This window comes from Kitasatospora sp. NPDC001095 (assembly GCF_053598615.1).
Genome location: NZ_JBSFKQ010000005.1, coordinates 195240 through 214599, shown reverse-complemented (window position 1 = coordinate 214599; position 19360 = coordinate 195240). Strand labels below are relative to the sequence as shown.

Sequence of the window (19360 nt, the reverse complement as noted above, 5' to 3'; positions counted from 1 at the left end):
GGGCGGTTCCGCAGGTGCGGGGAGTGCCCGGGGTGCGCCCTGACGCACCCGGGGTGCTCAGGGCGCCGGGCGTCAGGGTGCGACGGGGTGGGCCGGGGCGAGCGGGGCGACGGCGGCGAAACCCTCGATCACCGCGTCGTTGGCGTCCTTCTCGCCGATGGCGACCCGGATGCCGAGGCCCGGGTAGTAGCGGACGGCCACGCCCAGGCGCTCCAGCTCCGCGCGCAGCGGCAGCTGGTCCCCGGGGGCGTCGACCCACAGGAAGTTGGTGACGCTGGGCGCCACCGTCCAGCCGAGCCGCAGCAGTTCGGCCCCGGTGCGCTCCCGCTCCGCGGCGATCTCGGCGATCCGGTGCGCCATCTCGTCCCCGGCGGCGACGGAGGCGAGCAGGCCCGCCTCCTGGAGCCGGTTCACCGCGTACGGCACCTGGTGGTCCCGCACCCGCTGGGCCACGGACTCCTCCGCCAGCGCGTAGCCGACCCGCAGCGCCGCGATGCCGTGCGACTTGGACAGCGTGCGCAGCACCACCAGGTTCGGCCACTCGGCGATCCGGGCCGGCACGTCCGGGGCCTGCCAGCCCTGGGCGAAGTCGACGTACGCCTCGTCGAGCAGGATCAGCGCGGTGGACGGCACCCGGCGGAAGAACTCCGTCAGCTCGGCCCAGGAGTAGACCGTGCCGGTCGGGTTGTGCGGGTTGCACAGCACGACGATCCGGGTGCGCCCGTCCATCCGCTCGGCCATCGCCGCCAGGTCGTGCCGGGCGTCGGGGCCGAGCGGGACCGGCCGGGCCTCGGCCCGGGCGATCTCGCAGAACAGCGGGTACGCGTCGAAGCAGGGGTCCGAGTGCACCACGTTGTCGCCGGGCTCGACGACCGTGTGGAAGAGGTCCAGTGCCACGCCCGCCGAGCCGTGGCCGACCACGACCTGGCCGGCCGGGACGCCCTGCCAGTCGGCGACGATCCCGGCGATCCGCTCCGGACGGAAGTCAGGGTAGCGGTGCACGTCGGCACTGGCCTCGGCGAGCGCGGCCCGCACCGACGGCAGCGGCGGGTACGGGTGCTCGTTCTGCGCCAGCAGGTATCTGGCGCCCGACGGGGCGGCCATCAGTCGGCCTGGAGGACGTAGAGCCAGGAGTGCGGGGTGGCCAGCGCCTCGACGCGGTCGATCCGCAGGCCGGCGTCGGTGAACAGCTGCTCGTAGGTGGCCTTGGTGTGCAGCGGCACGCCCATCATCGCGTGCGCCAGCTCGAAGCCGACCGAGAAGACCGGCTGGGCGCCTTCGGAGGTGCCCGGGTCGCGCAGCATGGTGTCGCCGAGGACGAAGGTGCGGGCCTTCGGGAAGGCCTCCCGCATCCGGGTGAAGATCGAGGAGCGGGTGGTCGGGTCGGCCAGCAGGTCGTGCAGCAGGAAGAAGCTCATCACGGTGTCGACCTCGGCCACCTCGGCGGCCTCGGCGTCGTTGTCGATCTGGGTGCCGAGCAGGCCCAGCACGTCCGCGCGGACGGCGGTGACCCGGTCCTGCATGCCGGCCTCGACGATGTCGCGGCGGGCGATGTCGGTGGCCGGGCGGCTGATGTCGATGCCCAGGCCCCGGGTGCCCTCGCGCTGCGAGACCACGCGGCGCACCCGGGCGGAGGTGCCGGAGCCCAGGTCGGCGATGGTGCGGAAGTCGATGCCGTTCAGCACGTCGGTCAGCTGGGCGGCGAACATCGACTGGTCGCACTGGGCGGAGCCGAGGGCGACCATCGCCTCGTCGCGGAAGACGTCCTCGTTGTAGCGGTGGGTGCCGGCGCTCAGGTGGCCGGCGCGGCCGAACACGTCGTGGTAGCCGCCGACGGCCCAGGTGAAGTAGCCGCGCGCGGCGGCGATCTCCAGGCCCGCCTCGGTGGGCAGGTAGGCGTCGCCGTCGGCCTTGAGGTAGCCGTAGTCGGCGGCGGCGCGCAGCACGGCCTCGGTGCGGGCGGTGTCGCCGGCCTGGGCGGTGGCCTCGGCGGCCGAGAGCGGCTCGCCGCGCCCGATCGACTCCAGCAGGCCGATCCGGTCCAGCGCGAAGATCACGTTGGCGGCGATGAAGCCGTTGTAGGCGTCGGTCGAGGTGATCGGCGACGGGGTGATGCCACGCCAGGTGTCGGGGATGGCCGCAGTGGTCATGGTGGTGTCCGTTTCTCCGTGGGCGGGCCGGGTGCGGCCCGCGTGGTGTGCGCAGGTCGGTTGCCTGCGGTCGGTAGGGGTGCTGAGTCGGTGGGGCGGACTGGTCAGGGAGTCAGGTGGGCGGCGAGCACCGGGCCGATGACGGCGAGCGCTTCGGAGCTCGTCATCGCGCCGTGGGTGCTCGACACCTCGTGGACGTCGAGCCGACCGCCCAGGTACGGGCGCCAGCTCTCCGGGTCGGGGGCGTCGGTGGGCCGGTCCTTGGCGGCGGTGAAGAACACCGCGTCGCCGTCGTAACCGGGCAGCGGGAGCGCGTGGGACAGCTCGGCGTTGGCCTGGAAGACCGAGACCACCCGGGCCACCCCGGCGCCGCTGAGGCCGGCGAGCGGGCCCTCGCCGCCCCGGACGAGCGCGGCGTAGCCGTCCTCGTCCGCGGGCCAGGCGGTGACCTCCCCGACCGGGTGGCCGAGCGAGTCGAGGATCAGTTCGAGCTGCGCCGGGTCGTCCCGCCACTGCTCGGGCCCCGGCTCGCCGGTGCCCGGGTAGGCGTCCAGCAGGGCCAGCAGCCGGACCTCCTCGCCCTGTTCGCGCAGCAGCGCGGCGATCGCGTGGGCGACGGCCCCGCCGAAGGACCAGCCGAGCAGGGCGTACGGGCCCTCGGGGCGGACGGCGCGGATCTGCGCGAGGTAGGTGCGGGCCAGTTCCTCGACGGTGGCCGGGCGGGCGCTCGGGTCGGCCAGGCCGGGGGCCTGGAGGCCGTAGATCGGCTGCTCGGCGTCGAGGTGGCGCAGCAGGCCGGTGTAGACCCAGCTGATGCCGGCGGCCGGGTGGACACAGAACAGCGGCGGCCGCGAGCCGCGGGTGCGGATCGGCAGCAGGACGGGGAAGCTCTCGGCGGCCGGGCCCAGGGTGAGCCGCTCGGCCAGCCGGGCGACGGTCGGCGCCTCGAACACCGCGCGGACGCCGATCTCCTCGTCCTCGCCGACCAGTTCGCGCAGGCCCGCGACCAGCCGGCTGGCCAGCAGCGAGTGCCCGCCCAGCTCGAAGAAGTTGTCGTCGACGCCGACCTTCTCCAGCCCGAGCAGGTCGGCGAACAGGCCGCAGAGCAGTTCCTCCCGCGGCGTCGCGGGTGCCCGCCCGGAGCCGAGCCAGGTGGTGTCGGGGGCCGGGAGGGCCTTGCGGTCGACCTTGCCGTTGGCGGTCAGTGGCAGGGCGTCCAGGGCGACGACCGCCGAGGGCACCATGTAGTCGGGCAGGGACGCGCCGACGTGGGCCCGCAGCGCGGCCTGGTCGACGCTCTGCCCGGGGTGGGCGACGGCGTAGCCGACCAGCCGGCGGTCGCCCGGGCGGTCCTCCCGGACCAGCACGAACGCCTGGGCCACCGAGGGGTGCCGGGCGAGCACGGCCTCGATCTCACCGGGCTCGATCCGGAAGCCGCGGATCTTGACCTGGTGGTCGGTGCGGCCCAGGTACTCCAGGGTGCCGTCGGCCTGGCGGCGGACCAGGTCGCCCGAGCGGTACATCCGGCTGCCGGGGGCGCCGTACGGGTCGGCGACGAAGCGCTCGGCGCTCTGGCCCGGCCGGTTGAGGTAGCCGCGGGCCAGGCCCGCGCCGGCGATGTACAGCTCCCCCTCGACCCCGGCCGGGACGGGCTGCAGCGCCGCGTCCAGGACGTAGAGCCGGGTGTCCAGCACGGGCCGGCCCATCGGCGGGGCGATCCGGCCGCTGAGCGGGCTGCTCATGCTGGCGCAGACGGTGGACTCGGTCGGGCCGTAGGCGTTGACCATCCGCAGCCGGGCCGACCAGTGCTCGACCAGGTCGGGCGGGCAGGCCTCGCCGGCGACCACCAGGGTGGTGCCCGGGGGCAGCGCGTCCGGGGCGAGCACGGCCAGCGCGGTCGGCGGCAGGGTCAGGTGGGTGACGCCCTGTTCGGCGATCAGCGCCGTCAGCGAGGGGCCGGGCAGCAGCTGGTCGGCGTCGCCGAGGACGGCCCGGGCGCCGGTGAGCAGGGCCATGCCCAGCTCCCAGACGGCCGCGTCGAAGGACGGCGAGGCGAACAGCAGCACCCGGCTGTCCGGGGTGACGGCCAGGTTGCGTCGCTGGCTCTCCACCATGGCGGCGAGGCCGCTGTGGGTGACCACCACGCCCTTGGGGCGGCCGGTGGAGCCCGAGGTGTAGATGACGTACGCGGCGGAGTGCGGGGTGATCGCGGTGCCGGTGAGGTCGTGCGACGGGTGGCCGGAGGCGTCCAGGTCCTCCAGCAGCAGCCGGGGGACGGTGCTGTCGCCGAGCACGCCGTCGGCCAGCGCCTTGCTGGTGAGGACGAGCGCGGGCGAGGCGTCGTCCAGCATGTAGGCGATCCGGTCGGCCGGGTAGCGCGGGTCCAGCGGCTGGAAGACGGCGCCGGCCTTGAGCACCGCGAGCTGGGCGACGATCAGTTCGACCGAGCGCTCCAGGGCGATCGCGACGAACCGCTCGGGGCCCGCGCCGTGCTCGGTCAGCAGCCGGGCGAGGCGGTTGGCGCGCTCGTTCAGCTCGCCGTAGGTGACCCGCTCGGTGCCGAAGGACAGCGCGACGGCCTCCGGCCGGGCGGCGGCCCGCGCCTCGAACAGCGCCGGGAAGGTGCCGAGCGGGAGGTCCTCCCGGGTGTCGTTCCAGCCGGTGAGCAGCTGCTCGCGCTCCTCGGGCGCCAGCACCTCGACCCGGCCCACGGGCTGGTCCGGGTCGGCCAGCACGGCGCGCAGGGCGCGCTCGAGGCGGGCGGCCGTCGCCTCGGCGGTGGCCCGGTCGAACAGGTCGACGGCGTACTCCAGCGTCAGGCCCAGCCCGGCCGGCCCGCCGTCCGCGTCGAAGCTCTCGCTGAAGGCGAAGGTCAGGTCGAACTTGGCGAGGTCCGAGTCCAGTTGCTCGACCCGGCCGGGCAGGCCGCCGAGGCTGATCTCCCCGGCCTCGCCGCCGGAGGTGAGCATCACCTGGCAGAGCGGGTGGCGGGCGGTCGAGCGCACCGGGTTGAGCAGCTCGACCAGCCGCTCGAAGGGCACGTCCTGGTGCTCGAAGGCGTCCAGGGTGGCGACCCGGACGCGCTCCACCAGCTCGCGGAAGCTCGGGTCGCCGCTCAGGTCGGTGCGCAGCACCAGGGTGTTGACGAAGAAGCCGACCAGGTCCTCCAGCGCCTCGTCGGTGCGGCCGGCCACCACGGTGCCGATCGGCAGGTCGGTGCCCGCGCCGATCCGGCCCAGTGTGGTGGCCAGCGCGGCCTGCATCACCATGAACACGCTGGCCCGGCTCTGCTGCGCCAACTCGACCAGGGCGGCGTGGAGTCCGGCGTCCATCCGGAGCTCCACGGCGGCGCCGCGGCGGCTCGGGGCGGCGGGGCGGCGACGGTCGAAGGGGAGCGTCAGCTCCTCCGGCAGGTCGGCCAGGGCCTGCTGCCAGTAGGCGAGTTGGGCGTTCAGCAGGTCGCTGGGCCGCTCGTCGGTGCCGAGCAGCTCGTGCTGCCAGAGGGTGTAGTCGGCGTACTGTACGGGCAGCGGCTGCCACTGCGGCGCGGTGCCGGCGAGGCGGGCCCGGTAGGCCTCGGCGAGGTCGCGCAGCAGCGGGACCACGGACCAGCCGTCGGTGGCGATGTGGTGCATCAGCACCAGCAGGACGTGCTCCTCGCCGGGCAGCGAGAACAGGGTGGTGCGCACCGGAAGGTCGCGGGCGAGGTCGAAGACCTCCGCGCCGGCCTCGGCGAGGGCCTGGTGGAGTTCCTCCTCGTCGGCCACCGCCGCGGTGCGCAGCGGGAGTTCGGGGCGTTCCAGGATCAGCTGGTGCGGCTGTCCGTCGGTGGTCGGGTAGACGGTGCGCAGCACCTCGTGGCGGTCGAGCACGTCCGCCAGGGCCGCGTGGAGGGCGGCGGCGTCGACCGGGCCGGTCAGCCGGAGGGCGCACGGGGTGTTGTAGAGCGTGCTCGGGCCCTCGAACTGGTCGATGAACCACAGGCGTTGCTGCGCGGGGGAGAGCGGGACGCGCTCGGGCCGCGCGGCGGGCCCGAGGGCCGGACGGGCGACCGGCTCCTCGGTGCCCGGGGTGGGCAGGGCGGCGGCCAGCGCGGCCACGCTGGGGGCGTCGAACAGTGCCCGGACGGGCAGTTCGGTGCCGAGCGCGGTGCGGATGCGGCTGACCAGCTTGGTGGCGAGCAGCGAGTGGCCGCCCAGGTCGAAGAAGCTGTCGTCGATCCCGATCCGGTCCAACCCGAGGACGTCGGTGAAGAGTTCGCACAGCGCGCGCTCGGTGTCGGTGCGCGGGGAGCGGCCCTCGGCGGCCCCGGTGTAGTCGGGGGCGGGCAGGGCACGCCGGTCGACCTTGCCGTTGGCGGTCACCGGGAGGGCGTCGAGGACGACCACGGCGGCCGGGAGCATGTAGCCGGGCAGGCTGTCGGCGACGGCGGCGCGCAGCTCGGCGGGGGTGGCCCCGCCGGTGGCGTAGACCACCAGGCGCTTGTCGCCGGGCCGGTCCTCGCGCACCACGGCGAAGGCCTGGCCGACGGCCGGGAGGGCGGTGAACGCGCCCTCCACCTCGCCGAGTTCGATCCGGAAGCCGCGGATCTTCACCTGGTCGTCGGCCCGGCCGAGGAACTCCAGCACGCCGTCGGCGGTCCAGCGGACCAGGTCGCCGGTGCGGTACATCCGGCTGCCCGGCTCGCCGAACGGGCAGGCCACGAAGCGCTCGGAGGTCAGCGCTGGGCGGCCGACGTAGCCGCGGGCCAGGCCCTCGCCGGCGATGTACAGCTCCCCGGCCACACCGGCCGGCACCGGCCGCAGCGCGGTGTCCAGCACGTACGGCCGGGTGTTGTTCAGCGGGCTGCCGAGCGGCACCACGGCGGGGACGGGCTCGCCCGGGCGCATGGTGAAGACGGTCTTGATGGCGGTGGTCTCGGTGGGCGCGTACACCGCGAGCACGTCGGTGTCAGGGCAGGCCCGGTGGATCCGGCGGACGGACTCCGGCGGGACGACGTCGCCGCCGGTCCACACCTGGCGTACGTCGCGGAAGGCGGCCGGGTTCTCGTCGGCCATCAGCCGCAGCAGGCCGGACGGGGCCTGGACCAGGGTCACCCGGTGGGTGGTGACGGTCTCGGCGAGGCGGCGGATGTCCAGCTCGCCGGGCTCGGCGAGGACGATCGCCCCGCCGGTTACCAGCGGCGCCCAGATCTCGGTGGTGGAGGCGTCGAAGGCGGTGGGCGAGTGCAGCAGCACCCGCTCGTGGTGGCCGGCCCGGAAGTGCGGGTTGCCGAGCAGGTCGACCACGTTGCGGTGGGTGACGGCGACGCCCTTGGGCACCCCGGTGGAGCCGGAGGTGTACATCACGTAGACCAGCTGGCCGGGCAGCACCGGCACGGCCGGGTTGTCCGCCGCGGGGGCCTCGTCGAGCAGCTCCCCGGTGAGCTCGACGGTGGCGAAGCCGCCGGTGGCGAGCACCGGGTGGCCCCGGTGGGCCGGGTCGACGAGCAGCAGGCCGGTGCGGGTGTCGGCGAGGATGTGCTGGAGCCGGTCCAGCGGGTAGCGGTCGTCCAGCGGGACGTACGTGCCGCCCGCCTTGGCGATCGCGAGGACGGCGGTGAGCAGCCCGGCGGAGCGCTCCATCAGTACCGCGACCGGCTGCTCGGTGCTCAGCCCGCGCTCCAGCAGCAGGGCGGCGAGCCGGTTGGCGCGGTCGTTCAGCTCGGCGTAGTCGAGCCGCTCGGTGTCGGAGACCAGGGCGAGGGCCTCGGGGGTGGCGGCGGCCTGGGCCTCGAACAGCCGGGGCAGGCTCTGCTCGGCGACGGGCGCGGCCGGCCCGTTCCAGCCGGTGAGGAGCCGCTCGCGCTCGGCCGGGTCGAGGATCTCGACGGTGCCGATCGGCGCCCCGGGGGCGGCGACGGCGGCGCGCAGCACGCGTACCAGCCGCTCGGCGAGGGAGACGGCGGTGGCGTGGTCGAAGAGGTCGGCGGCGTAGTCGACGGCGGCGCGCACGCCCAGGCAGGTGCCGTCGGGCGCGAGCCGCTCGACGAAGTTGAAGTTGAGGTCGAACTGGGCCTGCGCCTCGCCGACCTCGACGGGGGTGCCCACGGCGGCGCCGAAGGCGAGGTCGCCGGCCCGTTCCGCGTTCAGCGTGACGACGGTCTGGAAGAGCGGGTGGCGGGCGGGGGTGCGGGTCGGGTTGAGGTGCTCGACCAGGCGCTCGAAGGGGATGTCCTGGTGGTCGTAGGCGTCCAGGTTCGCCTGGCGGACCCGGTCGAGCAGCTCGTGGAAGCTGGGGTCGCCGGAGGTGTCGGTGCGCAGCAGCAGGGTGTTGACGAAGAAGCCGACCAGGTCGTCGAGGGCCTCGTCGGTGCGGCCGGCGACGGGGGTGCCGAGCGGGAGGTCGGTGCCGGCGCCGAGGCGGGTGTAGAGGGCGGCCACCGCGGCCTGCAGCGCCATGAACAGGCTGGCGTGCCGTTCGGAGGCCAACTCGGTGAGGGCGGTGTGCAGTTCGGAGTCCAGCTCGAAGTCGGCGGCGCCGCCGCGGCGGCTCGGCAGGGCCGGGCGCGGCCGGTCGTAGGGGAGTGCCAGCTCCTCCGGCAGGCCGGACAACTCCTGCTGCCAGTAGGCGAGTTGCAGGGAGACGACGCTCTCGGGGTCGTCCTCCTCGCCGAGCAGTTCGCGCTGCCAGAGGGTGTAGTCGGCGTACTGCACCGGCAGCGGCTCCCACTGCGGCTCGGCGCCGGCGAGGCGGGCCCGGTAGGCCTCGGCGAGGTCGCGGAAGAGCGGGGCCACCGACCAGCCGTCGCTGGCGATGTGGTGGGTGAGCAGCAGCAGGACGTGCTCGTCCGGCGAGGGCAGGGCGTACAGCCAGGCCCGGACCGGGAGGTCCGCGGCGAGGTCGAAGACCTGCCCGGCGGCCTCGCGCATCAGCTCGTGCAACTCGGCCTCGCCGGCCGCCGCCACCCGGTGCAGCGGCGGGCGCCCCTCGGCGAGGACGTGCTGGTGGGGCTGGCCGTCGGTGGTGGGGAAGACGGTGCGCAGCACCTCGTGCCGGTCCACCACGTCCCCGAGCGCGCCCTCGAGGGCGGCGGCGTCGAGCTCACCGGTCAGCCGGAGGGCGAACGGAGTGTTGTAGAGGGCGCTCGGACCCTCGAACTGTTCGATGAACCAGAGCCGCTGCTGGGCGAACGACAACGGGATCAAGGTCTGCCTCCGACTGGCGACGTACGGCTGCTGTGGCTGGTGGGGCCGCTCCGCCCGGTGGGGCGGGGCGGTCGAGGGGCGGGGCGGGCCGCCGCCGGTGGGCGGCCCGCGTCCCGCCGCCGGTCAGGCCTGCGGGCGGCGCATCGGCCGCAGGGCCGGGCGGGCCTTCTTCGGTGCGGGCGCCTGCTCGCCGCCGGGCAGGACGGCGGCGAGGGCGGCGACCGTGGGCGCGTCGAACAGGGTGCGGATCGGCAGCTCCGCACCGAGGGTGGCGCGGATGCGGCTGACCAGCCGGGTGGCGAGCAGGGAGTGGCCGCCGAGGTCGAAGAAGCGGTCGTCGATGCTGACCGTCGGCACGCCCAGCACCTCGGCGAACAGGGCGCAGAGTGCCCGCTCGCGCTCGGTGCGCGGGGCGCGGCCCTCGGCCGCCCCGGCGTACTCGGGCGCGGGCAGGGCCCGGCGGTCGACCTTGCCGTTGGCGGTGACCGGCAGGCTGTCCAGGACGACGACGGCGGCCGGGAGCATGTAGCCGGCGAGGCGGTCCGCGACGAAGGCGCGCAGCTCGCCGTCGGTGGCCTTGCCGGTGGCGTACACCACCAGGCGCTTGTCGCCCGGCTGGTCCTCGCGGACCACCGCGAGCGCCTGGCCGACGTTCTCGTGGGCGGTGAACGCGGCCTCGACCTCGCCGAGTTCGATCCGGAAGCCGCGGATCTTCACCTGGTCGTCGGCCCGGCCGAGGAACTCCAGGACGCCTCCCCCGGCGCCCCCAGCCTGGCGGCTGGGAGGTGCCCCCACCGGCCGGGGGGACCCCCATGCCGTCCAGCGGGCGAGGTCACCGGTGCGGTACATCCGGCCGCCCGCCTCGTCGAACGGGCAGGCGACGAAGCGTTCGGCGCTGAGCGCCGGGCGGCCGACGTAGCCGCGGGCCAGGCCGGCCCCGGCGATGTACAGCTCGCCCGCCACCCCGGCCGGCACCGGGCGCAGCCCGGCGTCCAGCACGTACAGCCGGGTGTTGGCCAGCGGGCGCCCGATCGGCACCGTGCCCGGTACCGCCGTGGCGTCCGGCATCGGGTACTGGGTGGCGCACAGGGTGGTCTCGGTCGGTCCGTAGAGCGCCCGCACCGCGATGCCGGGGACGGCCTCCAGCACCCGGCGCACGGCCGGGGCGGAGACCACGTCGCCGCCGGTCAGCACCTCGCGCACACCGGCGAAGATGGCCGGGTCCTCCTCCGCGATGACCCGGAACAGGCCGGCGGTGACGTGCACGTGGGTGAGCGCGTGGACCCTGACCAGGTCGCGGATGGCGGCCGCGTCCAGGTCGCCCTGCGGCGCGACGACCACCCGGCCGCCGGACAGCAGCGGCACCCAGATCTCGTAGGTCGAGGCGTCGAAGGCGTGCGGCGCGTGGAACAGCACCCGCAGGCCCTCGTCGTGCCGCCAGCAGGGGTCGGTGGCGAGCTGCACCACGTCCCGGTGGGTGATCGCGATGCCCTTGGGCTCCCCGGTGGAGCCGGAGGTGAACATCACGTACGCGAGCTGCTCCGGGTGCGGCGCGGCCCGGTGGGCGAGCCGCTCGCGCGGACCGTCGAACCAGCCCTCGGTGAGCGGCAGGACGGGGCAGGGGGCGTCGGCGGCCAGCGGGTGGTCCCGGTGCGCCGGGTCGACCAGGACGAGCGCCGCGGCCGTCTCGGCGGTGATCCGCCGCAGCCGCTGGGCCGGGTGCCGGTCGTCCAGCGGGACGTACACGCCGCCCGCCTTGGCCACCGCGAGGATCGCCGTCAGCAGGTCGGCGGAGCGGTCCATCAGCAGCACCACCGGCGTCTCGGCGCCGACCCCGGCGGCGGCCAGGTGGGCCGCCAGGTGCTCGGCGCGGGAGTCCAGTTCGGCGTAGCTGAGGGTGGCGTCCGCGGTGACCACGGCCGGCGCGTCGGGGGTGGCGGCGGCCTGGGCCTCGAACAGCTCCGGAAGGGTCGCGTCCGGGACGGGCGCCGTGGTGCCGTTCCAGCCGGTGAGCAGCCGCTCGCGCTCGGCCGGGTCGAGGATCTCGATGCCGCCGATCGGCGCGTCCGGGGTGTCCACGGCGGCGCGCAGCACCCGCAGCAGCCGCTCGCCGAGGGCGGCGACGGTGGCGTGGTCGAAGAGGTCGACGGCGTACTCGACCGCCACCGTCAGGCCCGCCTGGGGGCCCTGCTCGGTGAAGCGGAAGGACAGGTCGAACTTGGCCACGTCCAGCTCGAAGGGGTGCTCCGCGCAGCCCAGGTCGCCGAAGGCGGCCGGCACCGGGACCCGGCTCTCCAGGGCCACCAGGGTCTGGAAGAGCGGGTGGCGGGCGGGGGTGCGGGTCGGGTTGAGGTGCTCGACCAGGCGCTCGAAGGGGATGTCCTGGTGGTCGTAGGCGTCCAGGTCGGTGCGGCGGACCCGGTCCAGCAGCTCCCGGAAGCTCGGGTCGCCGGAGGTGTCGGTGCGCAGCAGCAGGGTGTTGACGAAGAAGCCGACCAGGTCGTCGAGCGCTTCGTCGGTGCGGCCGGCGACGGGGGTGCCGAGCGGCAGGTCGGTGCCGGCGCCGAGGCGGGTGTAGAGGGCGGCCACCGCGGCCTGCAGCACCATGAACAGACTGGCGTTCTGTGCCGCTGCCAACTCGCCGAGCTTTCCGTGCAGTTCGGCGTCGACGGCGACCTCGACCAGGCCGCCCCGGTGCCCCGGCACGGCCGGGCGCGGCCGGTCGTAGGGCAGCGCCAGCTCCTCCGGTGCGTCGGCCAGGGCCTGCTGCCAGTAGGCGAGTTGGGCGTTCAGCAGGGCGCTGGGCCGCTCGTCGGTGCCGAGCAGTTCGCGCTGCCAGAGGGTGTAGTCGGCGTACTGCACGGGCAGCGGCCGCCACTGCGGCTCGGCGCCGGCGCAGCGGGCCCGGTAGGCCTCGGCGAGGTCGCGGAAGAGCGGCTCGACCGACCAGCCGTCGCTGGCGATGTGGTGCATCAGCACCAGCAGGACGTGCTCGTCGTGCGGCAGCGACAGCAGGGTGGCGCGCACCGGCAGGTCGCGGGCGAGGTCGAAGACCTCCTCGCCGGCGGCGACCAGTGCGGTCCGCAGCTCCGCCTCGTCGGCGACCCGCACCCGGTGCAGGGCCAAGTCGTCCGCACCGGTGACCAGTTGGTGCGGCTGTCCGTCGACGGTCGGGAAGACGGTGCGCATCACCTCGTGCCGCTCCACCACGTCCCGGACGGCCCGCTCCAGTGCGGCGGCGTCGACGGCGCCGGTGAGCCGGACCGCGACCGGGGTGTTGTAGAGCGCGCTCGCGCCCTCGAACTGCTCGATGAACCAGAGGCGTTGCTGGGCGGAGGAGAGCGGCACGCGCTCCGGCCGCCCGGCCGGCCGCAGGGCCGGGCGGGCCGCGGCGGAGTCGGGCAGCGCGGCGGCCAGCAGGGCCACCGTCGGATTGTCGAAGAGCGCGCGGATCGGCAGCTCGGCGCCGAGCCCGGCGCGGACGCGGCTGACCAGCTTGGTGGCGAGCAGCGAGTGCCCGCCGCGCTCGAAGAAGTTGTCGTCGATGCTGATCCGGGTGAGCCCGAGGACCTCGGCGAACAGCTCGCACAGGGCCCGCTCGGTGGCGTTGCGAGGCTCGCGTCCGCCGTCGGCGCCGTTGTAGTCGGGCGCGGGCAGGGCCTTGCGGTCCACCTTGCCGTTGGGGTTCACCGGCAGCTCGTCGAGGACGACGATCGCGGCCGGCAGCATGTAGCCGGGCAGCCGGTCGGTGACGAAGTCGCGCAGCTCCTCGGCCCGCACCTCGCCGGTGACGTACGCGACCAGGCGCTTGTCGCCCGGCTGGTCCTGGCGGACCGCCACGCAGACCTGGCCGACCGCCGGGTGGGCGGTGAACGCCGCCTCGACCTCGCCGAGTTCGATCCGGAAGCCGCGCAGCTTGACCTGGTCGTCCGCTCGACCGACGAACTCCAAGTCACCCGAAGGGGTCCAGCGGACCACGTCGCCGGTGCGGTACATCCGGCCGCCGGGCTCGCCGAACGGGCAGGCCACGAAGCGCTCGGAGGTCAGGCCGGGGCGACGGACGTAGCCGCGGGCCAGGCCGTTGCCGCCGATGTACAGCTCGCCGGCCACCCCGACCGGCACCGGGCGCAGCCCGGCGTCCAGCACGTACAGCCGGTTGTTGGGCAGCGGCCGGCCGATCGGCACGACGGCGGGCACCTCGGCGGCCGAGGTCATCGGGAAGTGCGTCGCGAAGGTGGTCGTCTCGGTGGGCCCGTAGACGTTGACCAGCCGCAGTCCGGGGCAGCTGTCCAGGACCCGCCGCATGGCGACCGGCGAGGCGATGTCCCCGCCCGTCCACACCTCGTGCAGCCCGGCGAAGGTCTCCGGGGCCTCGGCGGCCAGCACGTTGAACAGGCCGACGCTGATCCAGGCGGAGGTGGTCCGCTCGTGGCCGATCACCGCCGCCAGCTCGGCGATGCCGAGCCGGCCGGCCGGGGCGATCACCAGCTGGCCGCCGGAGAGCAGCGGGGTCCAGATCTCGTAGGTGGAGGCGTCGAAGGCGGAGGGCGCGTGCACCGGCAGCCGCTCGTGGCCGCCGCCGGTGAACTGCCCGCCGAGGGCGAGGTCCACCACGCCGCGGTGGGTGATGGCGATGCCCTTGGGTACGCCGGTCGAGCCCGAGGTGTGCATCACGTACACCAACTGGTCGGCGCGCTGCGGAAGTCCGAGGTTCTCCGGGTGCTCCTCGGCGTGCGGGTCGAGCACCGTGAGGCCGGCCAGCGCGGGGTGCTCGCGGTGCGCGTCGTCGGCCAGCACCAGCTCGGCCCCGGCGTCCGCGAGGACGGTCCGCAGCCGCTCCGTCGGCTGGGCGTCGTCCAGCGGCACGTAGAGGCCGCCGGCCTTGAGCACCGCCAGGATCGCCACCACCTGGGCGGCCGAGCGGTCGATCATCAGCGCGACCGGCGTCTCCCGGACGACCCCGGCCTCGACCAGCCGCAGCGCCAGGCCGTTGGCCCGGGCGTTGAGCTGGGCGTAGGTCAGCTCGGCGTCGTCGGCGGTGAGCGCGATCGCGTCCGGGGCGGCGGCGGCCCGCGCCTCGAACAGCTCGGGCAGCGAGCCCTCCGGCAGCGGGGTGCCGGTGCCGCTCCACTCGGTGACCAGCTCGGCGCGCTCGGCTGCCGTCAACACCTCGACGGTGCCGACGAGTTCGGCCGGGTCGGCGACGATCCGGTCGAGCAGGGCGAGGAAGCGGTCCAGCAGGGCGCGGGCCTCGTCGGCGGTGAAGGCGTCTGGCTGGTGGTCCAGGCGCAGCTGGAGGCCGTCGCCGGGGGTGAGGGCCAGCACCAGCGGGTAGTGGGCGCTGTCGACGTCCTCGACGAGGGTGACGCCGGTCGCGCCGCTCGGGTCGGCGCCGTCCAGGGCGGACGGGTCCGGGTAGTTCCCGTACACCGTGACGGTGTCGAACAGGCTTCCCATTCCGGCGAGTTGCTGGATCTCGGTGAGGCTGAGGTGCTGGTGGTCCAGCAGTGCGGACTGCTCGTGCTGCAGGCGCAGCAGCAGCTGGCCCCAGCTCTCCGCCTGGTCCAGCCGCACCCGCACCGGCACGGTGTTGATGAGCAGGCCCATCATCCGCTCCACGCCCGGCAGGTCGTGCGGGCGGCCGGAGACGGTGGTGCCGAACAGCACGTCCTCGCGGCCGGTGAGCCGGGCCAGCAGCACGCCCCAGGCCGCCTGGACCAGGGTGTTGAGGGTGACGCCGTAGCGGCGGGCGGTACGGGCGAGGGCCTCGGTGCGCTCCGGGGTGAGCCCGGTGTGCAGGCGCAGCGGCAGCTGCGGGGTGGCGGCCGAGCGGCCGGGCGCGAGCAGGGTGGGCTCGTCGGCGCCGGCCAGCGCCTGGGCCCAGGCGGCGCGGGCGGCCACGCCGTCGCGCCGGGTGATCCAGCGCAGGTACTCGCGGTACGGGGCGGCCGGGGCCATCGGCTGCTCGAAGTACAGGCCCCACAGCTCCTCGGCGAACAGCGGGGTGGACCAGCCGTCCAGCAGGATGTGGTGCGCGGAGGCGATCAGCTGGTGGCGCCCGGGGGCGAGCCTGAGCAGGGTGTAGCGCAGCAGCGGTGGGCGGTCGAGGTCGAAGCGGCGGCCGTACTCGGCGGCGGCGACCCGGGCGGCCTCCGCCTCCGGGTCGGCGTGCCCGCTCAGGTCGAGGACGGTGAAGGGCAGTTCGACGCCGTCCGGGACGACCTGCACCGGCGGGCCGTCGTGCCGCTGGTGGAACGCGGCCCTGAGGTTCGGCTGGCGGACCAGCAGCGCCTCGGCGGCGGCGCGCAGCCGGTCGGCGTCCACCGGGCCGGTCAGGTCGAAGGTCACCACCGAGGTGTAGACGTCCGCGCCCTCGGCGTCGTACGCCGAGTGGAAGGCCATGCCCTGCTGGAGCGGCGAGGTGGGCCAGACGTCCACCAGGCGGGCCGGGGCGTGGTGGGCGGCGAGCGCGTCCACCTCGTCCTGGGTCAGCTCGACCAGCGGGAAGTCGGAGGGGGTGTGCCCGCCCGCGTCCGGCCGCTCGGCGTGCTCGGCGAGCGCGCCCAGCGCGGCGAACCAGGCCTCGGCGAAGGCGCGCACCCGCTCCTCGGAGAGCAGCCCGGAGGCGTACGACCACTGGGCGACCAGCAGCGGGCCCTGCGGGGTGTCCACGGTGGTGGCGTCCAGGCCGAGCACCCGGCCGAGCGCGAGGCCCGTCGCGGCGCCCTCGGACATCGCCTCGGTGCCGGCCAGCACGTCCTCGGCGGTGACGCCCTCGGGCGCGAAGCGGCCCAGGTAGTTGAACTCGATCTGCGGGTCGGCGCGGTCGGCAAGGACGGCGGCGGTCTCCGGGTTGAGGTGGCGCAGCAGGCCGAAGCCGATGCCGTTGTCCGGGACGGCCCGCAGCTGCTCCTTCACCCGGCCGAGGGCCCGGCCGAGCGCGGGGCCGGCCGCGATGACCTCGGACCACTCCAGAGCCCCGGGGGCGAGCCGGACGGGGTAGACGGAGGTGAACCAGCCGGCGGTGCGGTGGAGGTCGACGCCCTCCACGATCTCCTCGCGGCCGTGTCCCTCCACGGTGACCAGCACCGCGCCGTCGGGCCCGGTGGTCTCCCGGCCGCGCCAGTGGCCGAGGGCCAGCGCCAGCGCCGTCAGCAGCACGTCGTTGACCTGGGCGTGGTAGGCGGCGGTGACCTTGGTGAGCAGCGCCTGGGTGGTCTCGGCGGGCAGCACCAGCCGCAGCAGGCCCTCGGTGGCGTAGGTGTCCCGCGCCGGGTCCAGCGGGCGGTCGCCGAGCAGCGGGTCCGGGGTGGCCAACGCGGCCTGCCAGAGTGGGAGTTCGGCGGCGCGGCGGTCGGTGTTGGCCTCGGCGGTGAGGCGCTGGGCCCAGCGGCGGAAGGAGGTGGGCACCGGCGCGAGCTCGACGGCCCGGCCCTCGCGGAGCGCGTCGAGCGCGCCCAGCAGGTCCTCCTCGACGATGCGCCAGGTGACGCCGTCCACCACCAGGTGGTGGATCACCAGCAGCAGCTGCGAGGGCAGCTCCGGGCCGGCGTCGAAGCGCACGGCCCGCACCATCCGGCCGTCCTCGGGCGACAGCCGCTCGCGGGCGGCCTCGGTCGCGGCGCGCAGCGCCTCGGCGGTGGCCGGGCCCTCGACCAGGCTCAGCACGTCGGCCGCGGCGACGGCGCCGGGCTCCGGCACGTGCAGCGTCCAGGGGCGCTCGGCGAGCGGGGAGGTGCGGGCGCGGAACAGGTCGTGGTGGTCGAGCAGGGCCTGGACGGCGGCGGCCAGGTGCTCCCGGGTGGTGCCGGCGGGCAGGGTGAGCAGGGTCGACTGGTAGAAGCTCTCGACCGCGCCGTGCTGCGCGGCCAGCCAGTGCACGATGGGCGTCGGCGGCACCTCGCCGAGGCCGGCCCCGGCGGGTTCGACGACGACCGGGCCCTCCAGCGGACGGGCGATCAGCGCCAGCGCCTCGACGGTGGGGGCGAGGAACACCTCGCGCGGGGTGAGCTGGAGGCCCGCGTGCCGCGCCCGGGAGACCAGCTGGATGGCGACGATGGAGTCCCCGCCGAGTTCGAAGAAGGACTCCGTGACGCCCACCCGGGGCAGGCCCAGCACCTCGCCGAACAGCCGGACCAGGGTGTGCTCCAGCTCCCCGACGGGGGCGCGGCCGTCCTCCTCGCCGGCGCCGAACACCGGCGCGGGCAGGGCGCGCTTGTCCACCTTGCCGTTGGGCGTCAGCGGCAGCCGGTCGAGCACCACGACGGTGGGCACCATGTGGTCGGGCAGCCGCTCGGCGCAGTACGCCCGCAGCTCGGCCGGGTCGGCGGCGCCGACGGTGTAGCCGACCAGGCGGCGCTCGCCGGGGCGGTCCTCACGGACCAGCACCACGGCCTGGCGCACCTCGGGGTGGGCGGAGAGGGTCTGCTCGATCTCGCCGAGCTCCACCCGGAAGCCGCGGATCTTCACCTGGTCGTCGGCCCGGCCGAGGAAGTCCAGCTGGCCGTCCGGGCGGTAGCTGCCGAGGTCGCCGGTGCGGTACATCCGGCTCCCGGGCTCGCCGTACGGGTCGGCCACGAAGCGCTCGGCGGTCAGACCGGGGCGGTTGAGGTAGCCGCGGGCCAGGTGCGGGCCGGCCAGGTACAGCTCGCCCACGGTGCCCGGCTCGACCCGGCGCAGCCGCTCGTCCAGCACGTGGACGCGCACGTCCTGGCAGGGCCGGCCGATCGGCGGCTGCTCCTCGCCGGTGAGCGGCTCGCTCATGGAGACGATGACGGTGGCCTCGGTCGGCCCGTAGCTGTTGAGCATCAACCGGCCGCGGCCGCAGCGGGCGGCCAGCTCGCGGGAGACGGCCTCGCCGCCGCCGATCAGGGTGCGCAGCGAGGGCATCGGCAGGTCGGGCAGGGTGGAGATCATCGCGGTGGCGATGTCGGCGTGGGTGACGCCGAACCGGTCGATCAGGGCGGCCAGCGGCTCGCCGACCAACTGGCTCTGCTCGCGCGGCAGGACGAGCGCGGCGCCGGTGGTGAGCGCCACGGACAGGTCGGAGACGGAGACGTCGAAGCTGAGCGAGGAGGCCTGGAGCACCCGGCTGCCGGGGCCGACCCCGGTGGCGGCGACCTGGGTGCCGATCATGCTGGGCAGCCCGGTGTGGGTGACGGCCACGCCCTTGGGCACGCCGGTGGAGCCGGAGGTGTAGATGACGTACGCGGTGTTCAGCGCGCTCAGCGGACGCACCCGCTCGGCGGCGGTGAACGGGGCGTCCGGCTGGGCGTCGAGTTCGGCCCGGTGCTCGGGGGAGTCGAGCAGCAGGAGCGGGGCGCCGGTCCCGGGCAGCTGCCCGGCGGCCTCGGCGGTGGTGAGCACCAGGGCGGCGCGGGAGTCGGTCAGCATGTGGCGCAGCCGCTCGGCCGGGTAGGCCGGGTCGGCGGGCAGCCAGGCGGCGCCGGTCTTGGCGACGGCGAGGATCGCGGCGATCGCCTCGGGGGACTTCGGCAGGGCCAGCGCGACGACGTCCTCTGCGCCCAGGCCGCGGGCGGCCAGCACCCGGGCCAGCCGGTTGGCGCGGGCGTCCAGCTCGGCGTACGTGAGGGTGGTGCCCTCGGCGTACAGCGCGGGGGCGTCGGGGGTGCGGGCGACCTGGGCGTCGACCAGCTCGGTGAGGGTCGGACGGGCGTCGGGACGGGCGCGGCACAGGACCTCGGCCGATTCCGGCCGCTGCTCGGATCTGTGCGTCTGCTGGACCCCGGACATGTGACTCTCTCCCTCGTGCGGCTGGCCCCCGCGGTGGCGGGAGCGGCGAGCTGGGTTGACCTCGGGGCGGTCAGCCCGGCGGTCGGCGGAGCGATGTTGCGGTCGTCTTGCGGTGCTGGGGGTGTGCTTCGGGTGACGGCCGTGCGGCGCGGTGTGGCGCGGTGTGGTGGTGCGGCCGTGCGGCGCGGTGTGACGGAGCGGAGGATGCCGGCGCGCCGGCGCTGTTCGATACACGCGCGTAGATGTCGGACACGGGACCGCGCCGACGGC

The 19360-nt window shown here is 75.3% G+C and carries 3 protein-coding genes and 1 pseudogene; all 4 read right to left on the bottom strand.

Annotation, left to right across the window (positions count from 1 at the left end; translation table 11 throughout):
* Nucleotides 1-72 precede the first annotated feature (72 nt).
* The 4 genes and pseudogenes from ACWDBB_RS07570 to ACWDBB_RS07555 all read right to left on the bottom strand — a co-directional run bounded on the left by ACWDBB_RS07570 (nucleotide 73) and on the right by ACWDBB_RS07555 (nucleotide 19090).
* Nucleotides 73-1104, bottom strand: a complete 1032-nt coding sequence (locus ACWDBB_RS07570) for a pyridoxal phosphate-dependent aminotransferase (protein ID WP_449788671.1) — start codon at nucleotides 1102-1104, stop codon at nucleotides 73-75.
* Nucleotides 1104-2150: an SAM-dependent methyltransferase gene (locus ACWDBB_RS07565; protein ID WP_449788670.1), complete on the bottom strand. Its 1047-nt coding sequence runs from the start codon at nucleotides 2148-2150 to the stop codon at nucleotides 1104-1106. Before ACWDBB_RS07565 ends, ACWDBB_RS07570 begins: the two co-directional genes overlap by 1 nt.
* 104 nt (nucleotides 2151-2254) lie before the next feature.
* Nucleotides 2255-9337 (bottom strand): annotated as a pseudogene (locus tag ACWDBB_RS07560) (amino acid adenylation domain-containing protein); the annotation flags it as partial.
* A 123-nt stretch (nucleotides 9338-9460) separates the two neighbouring features.
* Entirely contained in the window at nucleotides 9461-19090 is a 9630-nt protein-coding gene (locus tag ACWDBB_RS07555) for an amino acid adenylation domain-containing protein (RefSeq protein ID WP_449788669.1), read from the bottom strand.
* Nucleotides 19091-19360 lie beyond the last annotated feature (270 nt).